Consider the following 14,875-nt stretch of genomic DNA (forward strand, 5'->3'; position numbering starts at 1 on the left):
TAAGCGTGAAGTCGAATCAGCGAAATGATCAATTGGAGCGCTTTTTCCAGCATAATCCGATTGAGGATCCTCTCTATCTCAAGAAGTATGTCAAAGAGCATCCTGATCATAAAATGGCTTGGTATTTATTAGGCAGAGAATATACAGCTCAAGGTAAAGAGGGCAAAGCGGCGTATTGTTTTGCGCAAGCGGGTGAAATTTATGAAGCTTTTGAGCAGCAAAAAATAAAGCTGGATGGCCCATTACCAAGCTCTGCAATTGCCTCTATGCTGCAAAAAGAAACATTACCTGTAAAGAAATATTCCGGTATGAGAGGGCGGCTTCTGCTGTTTCTAGTGATGTTTTTATTGCTTGCGTTGCCCGCTGGGAAGGATTTGGCAAGATCAGATGTCCATGACCGTGCTGTTGACGACCAACCGGTAACCGCGAAAACTATCGGGCCTCCTAGTCAAGTAGGTGATTCCTCAGCCATGAAACTAGTTTTCTCGGAAGGAAATTGGGGCAAGAAACTTCAAGAGATTCTATCCACCTCCTCGAAGGGGGCGGGTGAAACGATTCTCATGGAAGCTCCTGCGAGTTCAGACGGGAAATGGATGGAGTGGAATCGCAAGGTTAGTCCACTGCTAAGTGTGGAAGGTTCAGGAAACACGGAGAACGAGGCTGTGTTGAAGTATTATCAAGCGCAAATCTGTTCCTGTCAGGTAGCGGATAGTTCCAAGGTAACCCCCGCTATTTCGAGTTGGGTGCAGGATCGTGAACAAGCTAGTGTCCTGCAAAGCACCATTCAAGCGTACCAAATGAAAAATGGCCAACTTCCTGACAAGCCGGAGCAATTGACGAAACCGTACCCGGATAATCTTCTTCCTGGTCTTACCCCGCAGATGAAAGAGGCATTTCCTGAAGCAGTGCAGCGAGTTGCTAAGCTTGCAGCGAATAAAGGTGATGGGACAAAGACGCCAACCCAAGAAGTCCCTGTCAGTGAGCCTGCAACGAATGCTTCGGCACAATCTGCTGCCAGCAGCAGTCAACCTAAATCTTCTGCAGCTCCGCTTGCGGAACCTCTTCGAATCATCATCGATACAGATCAGCATCAATTAGCGGTAGTAAGCGGTCAGTTCATCCTCAGGCGTTATCCAGTGGGCCTGGGAGGGGCTAAGACACCGCAAGGTGATTTTATCATTAGTGAAAAAGTCCGTAATCCAAATGGGAAATCAAATGGCGAATTTGGCAGCCGCGGGATGACTTTGTCTGATTCCCTTTATGCGATTCATGGTACGAACAATCCGTCGAGTATCGGAAAGGATGAATCCCATGGATGTGTCCGCATGCTGCAAGCGGATGTGGAAGAGTTATATAACATGGTCCCGCAGATGACGAAAGTGACGATAGGGAAGGGGGACTTACCACCTTCTGCAGCGGGGAGCGGTGAAGGTAGTGGGATTGGTGCTGGAGGCGGTAATCCGAACCGGACGTTGAGCTTGCCTTTGGAGACGAAGGACAATAACCCAAACAAGCGGTATAAGTGGTTGGATTAGTATATCTGAACAAGACATGCCTATTATGTCACGAATGTAACAGAAAAAAGGAGAGGGCAAGAATCGATCATGCTCTCTCCTTTTATGTATGAAAGGTAAAAGTATTTCTCTTGACAAGAAAACAGAAAGCGATTACAATTCAAAATGTGAAGTTTTCAATCAGTTTGTTTCAATCATTTGTTCAAAATGAGCAGTAATGTCATGGCAATGATAACAACTAGGAAAATTGATCCGGTCCAGTAGATGGCTTTCATATTTACTTCATTTTTCTGTCTGCGTGAAACAACTGTTGGTTTACGTTTCGCCATAAGAATCACCTTTTCCATTAGGATTAATCGAGATGATTCTATCATATCATAAGTAAGCCCATTCAATGAATACGAAAAATAAGCGGTTCAAAAAAAGAGTATTGACGTTCATGTCAATATATTGTAAGATTTAATCACACGGAACACACAAAACAATTGAATATGTCAGTTTTAATAACATGTTACCGCAAGGGCATTAGTTATTAGAAGGAATGCAAGATTTCTTCTATAACTATGCCCTTTTTATTTTTCCAAAAAGTGAATTATGAAAGGGGTTGGTAGCGCAAACTAAAGCGGAGTTTTAACATTCGGGTTTACGTTTCACCAATAAATAACTAGATGAATTAAAAAAGGGAGAAGATGATCACATGAACATGAAGAAATGGTCAACAATGGGCTTAGCAGCATCCATGGTACTCGTTGCTGCAGGTTGCGGCAAAGCGACTCCAACTGAAACAACTAAACCAGCAGCATCCGCATCACCGACAACAGCGGCTTCTGCAGCTCCAACAACAGCAACAAAAGCAAAACTAACTGGTGATTTCGAAATTCAATACTTTGTTGGCGGATACGGCGACAAATGGTGGAAAAAAGTAATCGCTGACTTCCAAGCAGCAAACCCTGATTTGAAAATTAAGGAAAGTGCGGGACCAAAAATCAACGAACAAATGAAACCCCGTTGGATCGCTGGTAACCCACCTGATTTCGTATACATCGATGGACCTGAATTGTTTGACCGTCAAATGGTTACAGATGGACAATTGGAAGATCTGACTGACTGGATCAAAGATGCTAAAAACGTTGACGGCGACAAAATTATTGATTTGCTTGCTCAAAAGCCACAAGAGTTTGACGGCAAAATCTACAACATTCCTTTTGTAATGAGCTCATGGGGTATTTTCTATGACAAAGCTCTATTCAAAGACAAAGGTTGGGCTGAGCCAAAAGACTTCGAAGATTTCATGGCTACAAGTGAGAAAATTAAAGCAGCTGGCATTAATCCTTTCATTCACACTGGTAAATATCCGTACTACATCAACGGTGGCGTATTGCTTCCAGCGATCGTATCTGCGAACAACAACGACTACAAATTGCTGCAAGATATGTCCACAAACAATCTTGAAGCTTGGAAAAACCCAGCTATTATCAAAGGTTTGAACAAAATCGTTCAAATGCGCGATAAAGGTTACATCGACAAAGCATCCGTACAAATCAATCACACGGATTCCCAATCCTTGTTCCTACAACACAAAGACGCGTTCATCCCGAACGGTCTATGGTTGCCAAACGAAATGGCAAAAGACGTTCCAGCAACATTCGACTTCGGATTCATTCCATCCATCACACAAGATAAAGGTGGAAAAGTTGTAGCAAACACGTCCACTGCGACTTTCGGTATCGCGAAAAAAGCGAAAAACAAAGATGCTGCTAAAGCATTTATGCAATTCGTATTCTCCAAAACACAAGCTTCCCAATGGGCTGAGTTAAGTGGTGCTCCATCCAACGTTAAAGGTGACATTTCTTCATCCAAAGCGCCTAACTTCGTTAAAGATGCAGCGAAATTCTTGTCTTCCCCTGACACTGTAGTTGTACCAACGGTTTCCTTCGCGGCTGACGTTGACAAAGCGATGCAAGATGCGACAGTTGCTTTGACTATTGGAACAATTACACCTGAGCAATGGGTAACTCGCGTGACTGACGTTGTTGCAAAACAAAAGAAATAGGAACTGAATGAGGCAGTGCGGAGAACGACGCAGGCATAGCTGCCAAGGCGTTCTCCGCCATTTTAATGATAGGACGGTGACGATAGAATGAAGACCAACTCAAAAACACTAAAACGGAATTTGTTCATCGCTTCATTCATCATTCCGACTTTTGTTTTCTTCTGCGTATTTACGATTTACCCCGTTATCCAGGCATTACAGAAGTCGTTCTATGATTGGTCAGGAATGTCTGAAAATAGCGAGTTTATTGGTTTTGATAATTTCGTTGAAATCTTTAAAGATCCGATTGTTCTTAGAGCCATTGGAAATGACTATTTCCTAGTCGTAGGTAAGGTTATTGGTATTATGATTCTGGCGACTTTCTTCGCTGTTGCGTTAACAAGATTTAACTTGAAGGGTTCTGGCTTCTTTCGCGCCATTTTCTTTATCCCGAATGTCATTTCAGTCGTTGTTATCGGTGTACTTTGGAACTTCATCTACAACCCGCAAATTGGTTTCTTGAATGCTTTCCTGTCTCTCTTTACCGATAAAAAGGTTGACATTACTTGGTTAGGATTTCCTCAGCATACGATCTGGATGCTTCTACCACCTACAATCTGGGCAGGTATTGGTTTCTACATGATCCTGATGATTGCTGCAATCGTGAATATTCCTGCTTCCTACTATGAAGCAGCTAATATAGACGGAGCTGGTCAATGGTCGCAATTCCGCCATATCACCATGCCGCTCATTTGGGAGCAGATTAAGGTTTCCATCGTTAATATCGTTATTACAACACTCAACGGATCCTTTGTCATTGTTCAGTTAATGACCAATGGCGGACAACCGGATAATACGACGCAAGTAATGGGTTCTTATCTATATCGGATGGCTTTTCAACAGTATCATTTCGGTTATGGAGCAGCCATTGGTGTCATGATCCTCATCGTGTCACTAATTACAACACTTATCTTGCAACGTGTCATGCGCCAAGAAACAATCGAAATGCATTAATGTCAACTAGACAAAGATACTGAGGGAGGGGAACCATCATATGGCCATTAAAAGTCCAATTGGTAAGATGTTAGTTTGGATCATTCTAATCATATGGAGTGTTGCCGTGCTGTATCCACTTGTGTGGACGCTGCTTGATGCACTCAAAAATAACGAGCAATTCTTCTTGAATGCACCGTGGGCATTACCAAAAATGCCATTACTATGGTCGAATTTCTCCTATGTATGGAGTAAATATAATTTCGGTACCTATTTCATGAACTCGATTATCGTTACAGTAGGAAGTACGCTGCTAGGGATGATTCTCGCGGCAATGACGGCTTATATTTTGGCGAGATATCAATTTAAAGGGAATAAAATTCTCCTGACGATCTATATCTCCTCCATGATGATTCCGTTTGCCCTTGCTTTAATCCCGTTATTCTTCTTACTTAATGATTTGCATTTAATCAATACGTGGCTAGGACTGATCCTTGTATACGCTGCACTTAATTTGCCTTTCGGTATCTTCTTGCTGGTAGGCTTCTATAAGTCACTTCCGAAAGAGATTGAAGAAGCCGCGATCATCGATGGAACTTCACACTATGGTACTTTCTTCCGCGTTATGCTACCATTATCGCAGCCAGGATTGATCACGGTTATGATCACGAACATGCTAAATAACTGGAATGAGTATTTCCTTGGTGTTGTTCTGACGAACGAACCAACGAAGTACACGCTTCCAATTGGTTTGGCTGTTATGCAAGCTGAGATGCAATATCGCGTAGAATGGGGTCCATTATTCGCAGGATTGCTGATCACAACGTTGCCAACTTTGATCGTCTATATGATTTATCAACGCCAAATTGCAAGTGGGATTACGGCAGGTGCCGTGAAATAACGGAATATGGCAATGAATAGAAAAAGCACCTTAACCTAGAGGAATTTATCCTTTCGGGAGGGTGTTCTTTCTACTATAATGGGGATAGGTAAAAGCATACAAGGAACGGCCAAACTTGTGGGCTATAGGTGAATCAGATGAGTGTAATGTACGCTTTTCAGAAGATGGGTCGATCCTTAATGATCCCGATTGCGGTGCTGCCGGCAGCATCCATTCTACTTCGTATTGGTAAAATGACGTTTAATGATCCATTCCTTATTCATGTAGCTCAAATATTTGAACTTGGCGGAAGCGCAATTTTTGATAACTTACCGCTTATTTTCGCGATAGGAATTGCGATTGGGCTAACGTCAGGTGACGGCATAGCTGCACTTGCGGCAGCTGTCGGATATTTGGTTTTTGACAACGTACTTAAACATTTCCAAATGGTTTCGGGCAGCTCTGAGCCTTTGGATACAGGTGTGCTTGGCGGTATGCTAGTAGGCATGTTATCAGCCACATTCTTTAATCGATTTCAGCATATACGATTGCCAAAAGCGCTTGGATTTTTCGGTGGTAAGCGGTTTGTTCCAATTATTACATCCCTTGTCATGGTTTTTCTTGGGGTATTAATTGGGCTAATCTGGCCCCCTGTACAGCGAGGTATAAGCGAGATTGGATTGTGGATCGTTGACAATGGAAATATTGGGGTTTTCATTTATGGGATGATGAATCGACTTCTCATACCTACGGGGCTTCATCATGTGATCAATAATATAGCTTGGTTTCAAATCGGAGATTTCGTCACGCCTGCAGGTAAAATGGTACATGGAGATATTTCACGGTTCTTCGCTGGTGATCCTACGGCAGGGATGTTCATGACCGGCTATTATCCTGTGATTATGTTCGGTTTACCTGCAGCAGCATTAGCATTGGTTCGCAGCACATCGTCTACAACACGACAATTTGTAGCTCCAGTCATGTTAAGCGCAGCTTTGACGAGTTTTTTAACCGGAATAACGGAACCGATCGAATTTGCTTTTATGTTTGTAGCACCTGGTCTTTATGTTATTCATGCCTTATTAACTGGCTTCTCGATGTTGATTATGAACATCCTTCAGGTTAAAATGGGGTTCGGTTTCTCGGCAGGGTTTATCGACTTTGTACTGAACTGGCATTCGGCAACGAAACCATTCTGGATACTGATCATAGGTGCAGGTTACTTTATCCTATATTATGTAACTTTTCTAGCCTATCTTCGATTCTTTCCAATCAAAGTGTCGAGTAGGGATGACACCGAACAACAAGTAGAAGATGAACAACCTCCAATCATCACGGCCAAAGAAGATCGTCCAGCAAGCATTCTACGATATATAGGCGGCGCTTCTAATATTATATCCATTGATGCCTGTATTACACGACTCCGTTTGCTAGTGAATGAAGAGACACTTATCAAGGATCATGAGCTTAAGGAACTGGGTGCAATTGGTGTGATCCGATTAGGAAAAGGCAACGTACATGTTGTCTTCGGGACAGAGTCGGAACAAATTCGCGAAAGCATTAAACCTATGCTCAGTTCAAAATAGAAGAATCAGGACAAGCCTAAGAATTCGGAGGTGTCTTATGATTGAACGGTCGATTATACATGTTCTTTCCCACAATGTCGTGATGGCACATTTGAGCTCAGGCAAGAATTCCATTGCATTTGGTAAAGGGATTGGCTTCAAGAAAACACCGGGCATGATGATTGGCGAAGGCGAAATCACACAGGAATTCCTCCTACATACCTCAGAAGTGCTCAAAAACTACGAACAAATACTAAATGCCGTTGATGTGAAAATTATCGGGATCACGGAAGAAGTTATCGCCTATGCACAAAGCATGCTCGAAGGCGATTTTTCAGAAACGATTCATGCTTCCTTAGTTGATCATATTAACTTTGCTGTGGAGCGTCAGAAACGCGGGATTTTTATCACGAACCCATTTGCCTATGAAATTGGGTATATGTATCCAGAGGAATATAAAGTAGCTAAGAAGGCCGTAGAGTTCCTAAATGAGCATCTGGATGTGAAATTGCCTGAGGACGAAGTTGCCTTCTTGACGATGCATTTCAACAGTGCACGGAAGAAAGAACAAGCATCCGATTCTCTTGCTGTTGTCCGCGTGGTATCACAGACTATCGAATCAGCGAAAGAGCTGGGCTTTAATTTTGATGATTCCTTTTCAACGCTTCGATTTATCAGCCATTTAAAAGGGGTCATTGAGCGTGTGAAGCAGAAGAAGACACTTCAGAACTCCCTTCTTTCCAAAATAAAAGAAGAGTATGGCGATACGTATGTAAAAGCTAAGGTATTGTCGCTGATGCTAAGTGATGCGCTGCAATTAGAAGTGCCCGATGATGAGACAGGATACTTAACGATGCATTTAGAGCGGTTGTTACAACGAACAGAGGCTTAGTTAGATAAAAGAATAGCATGAAGCATTCCCTTGCAACCTTTGCGGAGCAGGGATTTTTTGTGTGAATACGAGCATTAGAACGACATGTGGATTGCATATTTCTACATTGTCAGCTAAACTGACTTGTAGAGTACTTAGAGAACGGAGTGCATAGGACATGCTTTATAAGAAGTTAGCCAAGCCGATTTTGTTCCGGATGGATCCCGAGAAAGCGCATCATTTGACGATCGACGGGCTCAGTGTCGTAGGGAATTTACCAGGTGGAAAGCAATTGCTTAAATCCATGTATGGAGTGCCGGATTCACCGCAATTATCTCAGGAATTATGGGGATTACACTTTGGTAATCCAGTAGGTCTGGCTGCAGGCCTTGATAAGAACGCTAAGGCAGTTAAAGGGTTTACACAAATTGGGTTTGGTTTCATGGAAGTTGGTACGATTACACCAAAGCCGCAGCCGGGAAATGAGTTGCCACGTTTGTTCCGTCTTCCAGAAGACAAGGCGCTAATTAACCGCATGGGCTTTAATAATGTAGGTACGGCTGAGATGGCACACAATCTAGCCAAGACAGGGAAAAGTTCAATTCCGGTTGCGGTAAACATCGGTAAAAACAAAACTACGCCAAACGAGCAGGCCGAAGAAGATTATCGGGCTTGTATTGAGGCGTTATATACATATGGTGACTTCTTTGTTGTGAACATAAGCTCACCAAACACGCCTGATTTGCGTAATTTACAGCATGGCGATGATTTGAAGCGACTGTTAGCAACGGTACGAGATGAGATGCAGGCGCAACATAAGAAGCATGGCAATGCCGCGAAGCCTGTGCTTGTTAAAATCGCCCCAGATCTGACAGATGAGGAGCTTGTTCTCACCGTACAGATCATTATGGATAGCGGAATATCTGGTATTATCGCAACGAATACAACGCTGAGCAGAACGGGGTTGCGTCACGCGAACCGAGAGCAAGCTGGAGGTCTAAGCGGGATTCCACTAACGCAGAAGTCAACGGAAGTGATTAGACGCGTCTATCAATTGACGGAGGGCAAGCTTCCGATTATTGGTGCCGGGGGGATTTTTACCGCGGAGGATGCCTATGAGAAAATTCGTGCAGGTGCAAGTTTGGTTGAAGTTTACACAGCATTAATTTATGAAGGTCCAGGTCTGCTAGGCCGCATTAATAAAGGGTTACAGGCGTTGTTAGCGCGTGACGGCTTCACACATATTTCCCAGGCAATTGGCGTAGATTCGCATTAACTTCATTCAGAATGGAGGATACATGGATGGATGGACGAGACTGGAAGAAATTTCTGTTGCCGTATGAGCAAGCGGTAGAAGAGTTGAAAGTAAAGTTCAAAACATTACGTGGAGAGCTCAAAAGTCGAGAAGAATATGCACCGATTGAGTTTGTAACGGGACGTGTTAAGAAAATTTCAAGCGTTTTGGAGAAAGCGAAGCGTTTGAATGTTCCGATGGATGAACTAGAGTCTGGTATTGAGGATATTGCAGGTATTCGAATCATGTGCCAATTCGTAGAAGACACAGAGAGTCTTGCGGAACTCATCCGCAGCAGACAAGATATGAGTGTTGTCTATGAGAAAGACTATATTACGAATAAAAAGCCAAGCGGGTATCGAAGCTTTCATATTATTATCGAATATCCTGTCCAAACGGCGCTAGGCATGAAGAAAATTTTAGCAGAAGTGCAAATTCGGACGTTAGCGATGAATTTCTGGGCGACGATTGAGCATTCCTTGAATTATAAATATAAAGAACAATTACCAGCAGATGTTCGCGCACGATTAAGTAAAGCAGCAGAGGCGGCTTATCAATTAGATCAGGAAATGTCGAGTATCCGTGGCGAGATTGTAGCCTCTCAACGAATGTTCGAAGACAACTCAAATCTTATCAATCGTGTTCTGAATAACATCCAGGAGTTATATTTCTATCATCGTGTTCGAGAAGCGGTCCAGTTTCAGTTGAGATTCAATGAGATCTGGGAAACGGAAGAAGGGCTAAGCGATCTATCTGCGGATATTGAAGCTGCCATTTCAAGAGCCAAAAAAGGAGATAACAACTAATTCATGCACGGATATGACCGGTTGTATGTCGCTTTTTTGTACTATTTTAACGATCAACGGGATTATTTCGAGTGTCATGAAGTGATGGAGGAGCTTTGGCTGGAGGAAGGCCGGAATCCGTTATATCAAGGTCTGCTGCAAATTGCAGTAGGCCTTTATCATCATGGGAACGGAAATCCAAGCGGTTCTATTAAATTGTTTACCGCGGGGCTCGAGAAACTAGCGCCTTATCCTGAGCGTATTCTAGGTATTAACTTAGGCCGTTTAGTGAAGGACAGCGAGGTTTATGTAGGAAAACTACTGAATTTAGCAGAGGCCCCGTTTCTACCCTATGATTTGGACATCGAAATTGTAGAGCAGGAGCTGATGGATCTGCTGGATGAGTTAAGATTGGATCCACCGCAGGTTGAAGAACATTCATAGTTTTAGTGCGAAAAGGACTTCTCACCGTATGGTGAAGAAGTCCTTTTGTTAAGTTAATTAACCATATTAACCTTTATATTTTTGGAAGAAAGCTTTAAACATATCTGGCGTATTGCCGCCCGTTGCGCCTGTTTCAGGAACGCCGCCTACAATGCGATCAACTTCTACACCATTTTTATAGTAAACAATGGTTGGGGTGGAGTCGATCTTGTATGTATTCCAACCATCTTTGAATTCTTCCAAGTTAAATTGCTTTACATCGATACCTAGGTCTTTTTCCAAAGGAACGAGAACAGGTGTCGTTAATTTACAGTGTGGGCAAGTAGATGCATAGAAATACTGGAAGAATGTTTCCTTGTTTTTCAATCTTTGATCCAAATCTTTCGGTAAAATTAAGTTCTGGTAGTTTGGATCTGACAGTTGTTTCACAGTCTCTGGATTTAACTTGGATGCAGCAACACCGTAAGGATTACCTTCATTCGCTTTGTCCGAAGATTTGGTAGATTGCTGATTAACGAAATATAAACCACCGAATAAAATAGCAACAATGCCTAAATAAATAAGCAACTTCTTCATGAATGCACCTCTTTAGTCTATTTACTATCTATTATTTTCTATAAAAAGTATAGCATATCCTGTTGAAATTCGGAAAAATATTGGCTGTTTCGTGACAAGTCAGCTATAATACCGTTACATTGATCTACAGATGAGCATGAAAACTTGGAAATTATAAAGAAAGCGAAGATGTCGAATGACGAAGCAATTACCTCCTCTTTTTAGGGAGAAAATGATTGATTTATTAGGTGAAGATGAATTTGAACAATTTCTAGCTTCGTATGATGAGCCGCGATCATTTGGTTTAAGGGTGAATACGGGAAAGGTTGAACGCGATGATTTTGTGGCGAAAAGTCCCTTTCATTTGACGGCTGTTCCTTGGGCTTCGGAGGGTTTTTATTATGAAGAAGGAGAACGTCCGGGAAAGCATCCTTATTATCATGCGGGGCTTTATTATATCCAAGAGCCGAGCGCGATGGCACCTGTTGAGCTGCTTGCGGTAAAGCCGGGGGAGCGGGTACTTGATTTATGTGCGGCACCAGGCGGGAAATCGACGCAGATTGCAGCGAAGCTTCAAGGTGAAGGCGTGCTCGTTGTGAATGATATCCATTCAGATCGTGTGAAAGCTTTGGTTAAAAATCTGGAGCTGCTTGGCGTACGAAATGCCGTCGTTTTGAATGACAAACCGGAGAAGATGTTAAACGTTTTCGAAGGTTATTTTGATAAAATATTAATTGATGCACCTTGCTCAGGTGAAGGCATGTTCCGCAAGGAAGAAGAAATGATGGGGCAATGGGAGCGGCACACGGTTCAAGAATTCGCTGCGATGCAGCGGGAATTGCTAGGACAAGCTGCGCTGATGCTCGCGCCAGGTGGCAGGATTGTTTACTCGACGTGTACGTTCTCTCCGGAGGAGAATGAGGCGCAGATTGCCGAGTTTTTGGACAAGCACCCTGCATTCGATGTGATCCCTGTGGATGGATTTAGCAGTGGACGGCCAGATTGGTTGCGTGAGCCATGGTGTGAGGCAGATGCTTACTCAGAGCGCGCAAAGGCCGCAGTGGCGGGTACGGCCCGATTGTGGCCGCATCGGTTGCGGGGCGAGGGGCATTTTGTGGCGGTTTTGGGGTTGGAAGCAAGGAGTTTGGGTGCAGGTGGAAAGGCAAGTGCAAAGTCAAGTGCGGGGGCTGACGACTTTGTGTCGGCAGCTGGGAAGCGTAGCGGCCGTCATGCGCTACGCGGGAAGGGCCGTGCTGAGGCGCCGCCTAGCACGGGGGTGAGCTTGGAGCCGCTGGAGGCGTTCTCCGGTGAGCTGCTGCGCAGCGAGCCTTTCGCCCAGAGGCGGCTTGTCTGTTACGGCGAGCACGCGTATGCGTCGCCGGCGGGCTTGCCCGAGCTGCACGGACTGAAAGTCGTGCGGCCGGGCTGGTACATCGGCGCGCTGCACCGCGGCCGATTTGAACCGTCCCATGCGCTAGCCATGGGACTGCGTTTGCGCGAGGCCAAGCGAGCACTGAGCTTGGCTTCGAGCGACGAGCGAGCCCTTCGGTACCTGAAGGGCGAGACGCTCGAAGTCGCGGAGAGCGAGATCCTCCGCGATCCGCAAGAGACCAAGGCAGCCAAAGGCTACTGCCTGGTCTGCATTGACGACCATCCCGTCGGCTGGGGCAAGTGGCTGGACGGGATGCTGAAAAACGAATACCCGCCCGGCTGGAGGTGGACCTAACGGTCATGAAACAAACACAACGATTAGATAAAATACTCGCCCATGTTGGCGTAGGCTCACGTTCGGAGCTGAAACGTCTCGCCAAAGAAGGCGCTATTTATGTTAATGGTGTGAAAATCAAAGACAGCGGAATGCAAGTCAATCCGGATAAAGATATCATCGCCGTGAATGGGGAAACAGTCACTTATCGTGAATTTATTTATCTCATGATGAACAAACCCCAGGGGGTTGTCTCCGCGACCGAAGATAATCGGGATCAGACGGTTGTAGATCTTTTGGACGAGGCATATGCACCGTTCGAGGTATTCCCTGTAGGACGATTAGATAAGGATACAGAAGGCTTTCTTTTGCTTACGAATGACGGAAAGCTTGCCCACAATCTGCTCTCGCCGCGCAAACACGTACCCAAAACCTATTTTGCGAAAGTAGAGTGGGCAGTAACCGAAGAGGATCGCGAAGCTTTTGCTCAAGGTGTTACCTTGGACGATGGTTACGAGACGCTGCCGGGGATTCTAACTATTTTAACATCAGGAAATGAATCCGAAGGTGTCCCTTCAGAGATTGAATTAACCATCATGGAGGGGAAATTTCACCAAGTGAAACGAATGTTTCAAGCCGTAGGGAAGCAGGTAGTCTTTTTGAAAAGACTCTCCATGGGTCCCTTAGCATTAGATCCTGCATTAGCCTTGGGGCAAGTGAGAGAGTTAAGTGAGGAAGAACTCCACGCTCTACGTCATGCACACGAGGCGCAAAAATAACAATATACAAAAATACTAGAATATGGTATTTTATTCTCAGTAGAAGAATTTTGTGCGGAGGAACCGCCCAGATATCGCTTTTTGATGGCGATAATTGGGTGGTTTTTTGCTGTTATTGGGGAAAATAGGTAGACATTTACAGTTGCGAAATGAGATACTACCAATAATTGGTTAACTTTAAGGGATGAAGCTATTTTTAACTAGAAATTAAATAGAGAAGGGTCGAAAGCATATGAAAAAAAAGATATTTGCACTGGTAAGTTCATTAACATTTGTAACATTAACTGGTTGTAATGCTACTGAAACGTTTGCCACGAGTAGTCCAAGTAGTGTTCAATCCATTCAATTTAAGGATATTACAGACCACTGGGCCAAAAGTTCCGTCGAAACCGCGATCAAAAAAGGCTATATCGATGGGTATGAAGACCATACGTTTAAACCTGATAGTAACGTGAGCCGAGCGGAGTTTATCAAAATGGCAGTAACTGCCCTAAACTTGCCTGTTCAAGGAGACACGACGGGTTCGACGTGGTATGTGCCTTTTGCCACTGCGGCAGCAACGCTTGGGATATATAAAGGCTCGGATTTTAGCTTGGATGATATGAATCAGCCGATGACGCGATTGGAGATGGCCAGAGTAGCGCTGCGCTCAGCGAATAAAGATTACCAAGATTCTAAGGCAATTACGAACGATCCATCGATTATGTACAACGCGGCTAAATTAGGGTTGATTCAAGGTCTTTCTGGTGGGCAGCTTGGAGAGGATGAAGCAACTACAAGGGCGCAATCCGTAACGATAATAGAGCGGATTTTGAGTGTTAAAAGTGGGGGGAAGCTTGAGGTTGATCAAGCTGCTGTTAATAACGCGGAATTAGTGTTAAAGCATACAAATATTTTCAGCAAAATGCCAGAGTTCTTTGGTGGTGTTCAATATGGTGGTGCTAACTGGGATACTAGTAAATTGACAGTTGAAACTCCGGATGGTCTTTGGAAAGGTAGTATTGATCAAATCATTGCTATTGATTTAGAGGATCCAAGTGACCCGAATTTGTACATGTTAGGTGATTTTAATAAATTACATTGGTTTGACTTAATGGCATATGAAAGCTCTCCGCTCATTAAAGATGGTTTTATGAAAAGTTATGTTCTTTATTTTAAAGGTCATGTAGATTATAACAGAGATGAGAGCATCTACAGCACACAAGCTAAAATGCCACGCTATTCCTTAACAGGTTTTGAAGGAACCTCGCAGGATTTAGTTGCACACTATTTAAATCAAGCTGCAACAATATATACAGAGAAAGTGGGCGATGTACCAGCATTTATTATACCTAAGAATGCAAAACTAGGTGTTGCTCTTTCTTTGTCTCTCAGCTCTCCAGCTCGCCCACCATACGATAGCAACCCACAAACTGTGGTTCGAGTTCAAACTAAACTTAAATAGGGACCAGAGGGTAG

At 43.9% G+C, this 14,875-nt stretch carries 14 protein-coding genes; 12 read left to right on the forward strand and 2 right to left on the reverse strand.

The window, feature by feature from the left end:
• The first annotated feature begins 5 nt into the window (after positions 1-5).
• Positions 6-1,535, forward strand: coding sequence for a L,D-transpeptidase family protein (locus tag A8709_RS23855; protein WP_065855844.1), 1,530 nt, complete (start codon positions 6-8; stop codon positions 1,533-1,535).
• 173 nt (positions 1,536-1,708) lie between these two features.
• Here A8709_RS23855 and A8709_RS35500 read toward each other — a convergent pair whose 3' ends face one another.
• The gene (locus A8709_RS35500) at positions 1,709-1,843 is read right to left on the reverse strand and encodes a hypothetical protein (protein WP_279615892.1); all 135 of its coding nucleotides are present in this window, start codon (positions 1,841-1,843) and stop codon (positions 1,709-1,711) included.
• Between the two features lie 368 nt (positions 1,844-2,211).
• Here A8709_RS35500 and A8709_RS23860 point away from each other — a divergent pair, with 368 nt between their 5' ends.
• From A8709_RS23860 to A8709_RS23895, 8 genes are all read left to right on the forward strand, one after another.
• On the forward strand, positions 2,212-3,567 hold the full coding sequence (locus tag A8709_RS23860; protein ID WP_065855846.1) for an ABC transporter substrate-binding protein: 1,356 nt from the start codon (positions 2,212-2,214) through the stop codon (positions 3,565-3,567).
• 87 nt (positions 3,568-3,654) lie between these two features.
• On the forward strand, positions 3,655-4,560 hold the full coding sequence (locus A8709_RS23865) for a carbohydrate ABC transporter permease (protein ID WP_065855848.1): 906 nt from the start codon (positions 3,655-3,657) through the stop codon (positions 4,558-4,560).
• A gap of 40 nt (positions 4,561-4,600) precedes the next feature.
• A complete protein-coding gene (locus A8709_RS23870; protein ID WP_065855850.1) occupies positions 4,601-5,440 on the forward strand; it encodes a carbohydrate ABC transporter permease in 840 nt (279 codons plus the stop codon).
• A 146-nt stretch (positions 5,441-5,586) separates the two neighbouring features.
• The gene (locus A8709_RS23875) at positions 5,587-7,005 is read left to right on the forward strand and encodes a PTS transporter subunit EIIC (RefSeq protein WP_141692675.1); all 1,419 of its coding nucleotides are present in this window, start codon (positions 5,587-5,589) and stop codon (positions 7,003-7,005) included.
• A 37-nt stretch (positions 7,006-7,042) separates the two neighbouring features.
• Positions 7,043-7,876, forward strand: coding sequence for a PRD domain-containing protein (locus tag A8709_RS23880; RefSeq protein ID WP_065855854.1), 834 nt, complete (start codon positions 7,043-7,045; stop codon positions 7,874-7,876).
• Between the two features lie 157 nt (positions 7,877-8,033).
• A complete protein-coding gene (locus A8709_RS23885) occupies positions 8,034-9,131 on the forward strand; it encodes a quinone-dependent dihydroorotate dehydrogenase (protein ID WP_065855856.1) in 1,098 nt (365 codons plus the stop codon).
• Positions 9,132-9,157: 26 nt separating this feature from the next.
• Positions 9,158-9,955, forward strand: coding sequence for a GTP diphosphokinase (yjbM, locus tag A8709_RS23890; RefSeq protein WP_065855858.1), 798 nt, complete (start codon positions 9,158-9,160; stop codon positions 9,953-9,955).
• 3 nt (positions 9,956-9,958) lie between these two features.
• Positions 9,959-10,378 carry a DUF309 domain-containing protein gene (locus tag A8709_RS23895; RefSeq protein ID WP_065855860.1) on the forward strand — a complete coding sequence of 140 codons (420 nt, stop codon included), beginning with the start codon at positions 9,959-9,961 and terminating at the stop codon, positions 10,376-10,378.
• Between the two features lie 66 nt (positions 10,379-10,444).
• Here the strand turns inward: A8709_RS23895 and A8709_RS23900 are convergent, their stop codons facing one another.
• Positions 10,445-10,954 (reverse strand): thioredoxin family protein, encoded by a 510-nt coding sequence (locus A8709_RS23900; RefSeq protein WP_065855862.1) that lies wholly within the window; start codon positions 10,952-10,954, stop codon positions 10,445-10,447.
• A 175-nt stretch (positions 10,955-11,129) separates the two neighbouring features.
• Between A8709_RS23900 and A8709_RS23905 the strand changes: the two genes are divergently transcribed.
• From A8709_RS23905 to A8709_RS23915, 3 genes are all read left to right on the forward strand, one after another.
• Positions 11,130-12,659, forward strand: a complete 1,530-nt coding sequence (locus A8709_RS23905; RefSeq protein WP_065855864.1) for an RsmB/NOP family class I SAM-dependent RNA methyltransferase — start codon at positions 11,130-11,132, stop codon at positions 12,657-12,659.
• A gap of 5 nt (positions 12,660-12,664) precedes the next feature.
• Positions 12,665-13,417, forward strand: coding sequence for a pseudouridine synthase (locus A8709_RS23910; RefSeq protein WP_065855866.1), 753 nt, complete (start codon positions 12,665-12,667; stop codon positions 13,415-13,417).
• Between the two features lie 232 nt (positions 13,418-13,649).
• Positions 13,650-14,861, forward strand: a complete 1,212-nt coding sequence (locus A8709_RS23915; RefSeq protein WP_065855868.1) for an S-layer homology domain-containing protein — start codon at positions 13,650-13,652, stop codon at positions 14,859-14,861.
• Positions 14,862-14,875 lie beyond the last annotated feature (14 nt).

This window comes from Paenibacillus pectinilyticus (assembly GCF_001700435.1).
In the GTDB taxonomy this organism is placed as follows: Bacteria; Bacillota; Bacilli; order Paenibacillales; family NBRC-103111; genus Paenibacillus_E; species Paenibacillus_E pectinilyticus.

Bases quoted from the DNA above. Each gene is read 5' to 3' on its own strand.
- A8709_RS35500 (WP_279615892.1), bottom strand. From the start codon at position 1,843: ATGGCGAAACGTAAACCAACAGTTGTTTCACGCAGACAGAAAAATGAA.
- A8709_RS23860 (WP_065855846.1), top strand. From the start codon at position 2,212: ATGAACATGAAGAAATGGTCAACAATGGGCTTAGCAGCATCCATGGTA.
- A8709_RS23865 (WP_065855848.1), top strand. From the start codon at position 3,655: ATGAAGACCAACTCAAAAACACTAAAACGGAATTTGTTCATCGCTTCA.
- A8709_RS23870 (WP_065855850.1), top strand. From the start codon at position 4,601: ATGGCCATTAAAAGTCCAATTGGTAAGATGTTAGTTTGGATCATTCTA.
- A8709_RS23875 (WP_141692675.1), top strand. From the start codon at position 5,587: ATGTACGCTTTTCAGAAGATGGGTCGATCCTTAATGATCCCGATTGCG.
- A8709_RS23880 (WP_065855854.1), top strand. From the start codon at position 7,043: ATGATTGAACGGTCGATTATACATGTTCTTTCCCACAATGTCGTGATG.
- A8709_RS23885 (WP_065855856.1), top strand. From the start codon at position 8,034: ATGCTTTATAAGAAGTTAGCCAAGCCGATTTTGTTCCGGATGGATCCC.
- yjbM (WP_065855858.1), top strand. From the start codon at position 9,158: ATGGATGGACGAGACTGGAAGAAATTTCTGTTGCCGTATGAGCAAGCG.
- A8709_RS23895 (WP_065855860.1), top strand. From the start codon at position 9,959: ATGCACGGATATGACCGGTTGTATGTCGCTTTTTTGTACTATTTTAAC.
- A8709_RS23900 (WP_065855862.1), bottom strand. From the start codon at position 10,954: ATGAAGAAGTTGCTTATTTATTTAGGCATTGTTGCTATTTTATTCGGT.
- A8709_RS23905 (WP_065855864.1), top strand. From the start codon at position 11,130: ATGACGAAGCAATTACCTCCTCTTTTTAGGGAGAAAATGATTGATTTA.
- A8709_RS23910 (WP_065855866.1), top strand. From the start codon at position 12,665: ATGAAACAAACACAACGATTAGATAAAATACTCGCCCATGTTGGCGTA.
- A8709_RS23915 (WP_065855868.1), top strand. From the start codon at position 13,650: ATGAAAAAAAAGATATTTGCACTGGTAAGTTCATTAACATTTGTAACA.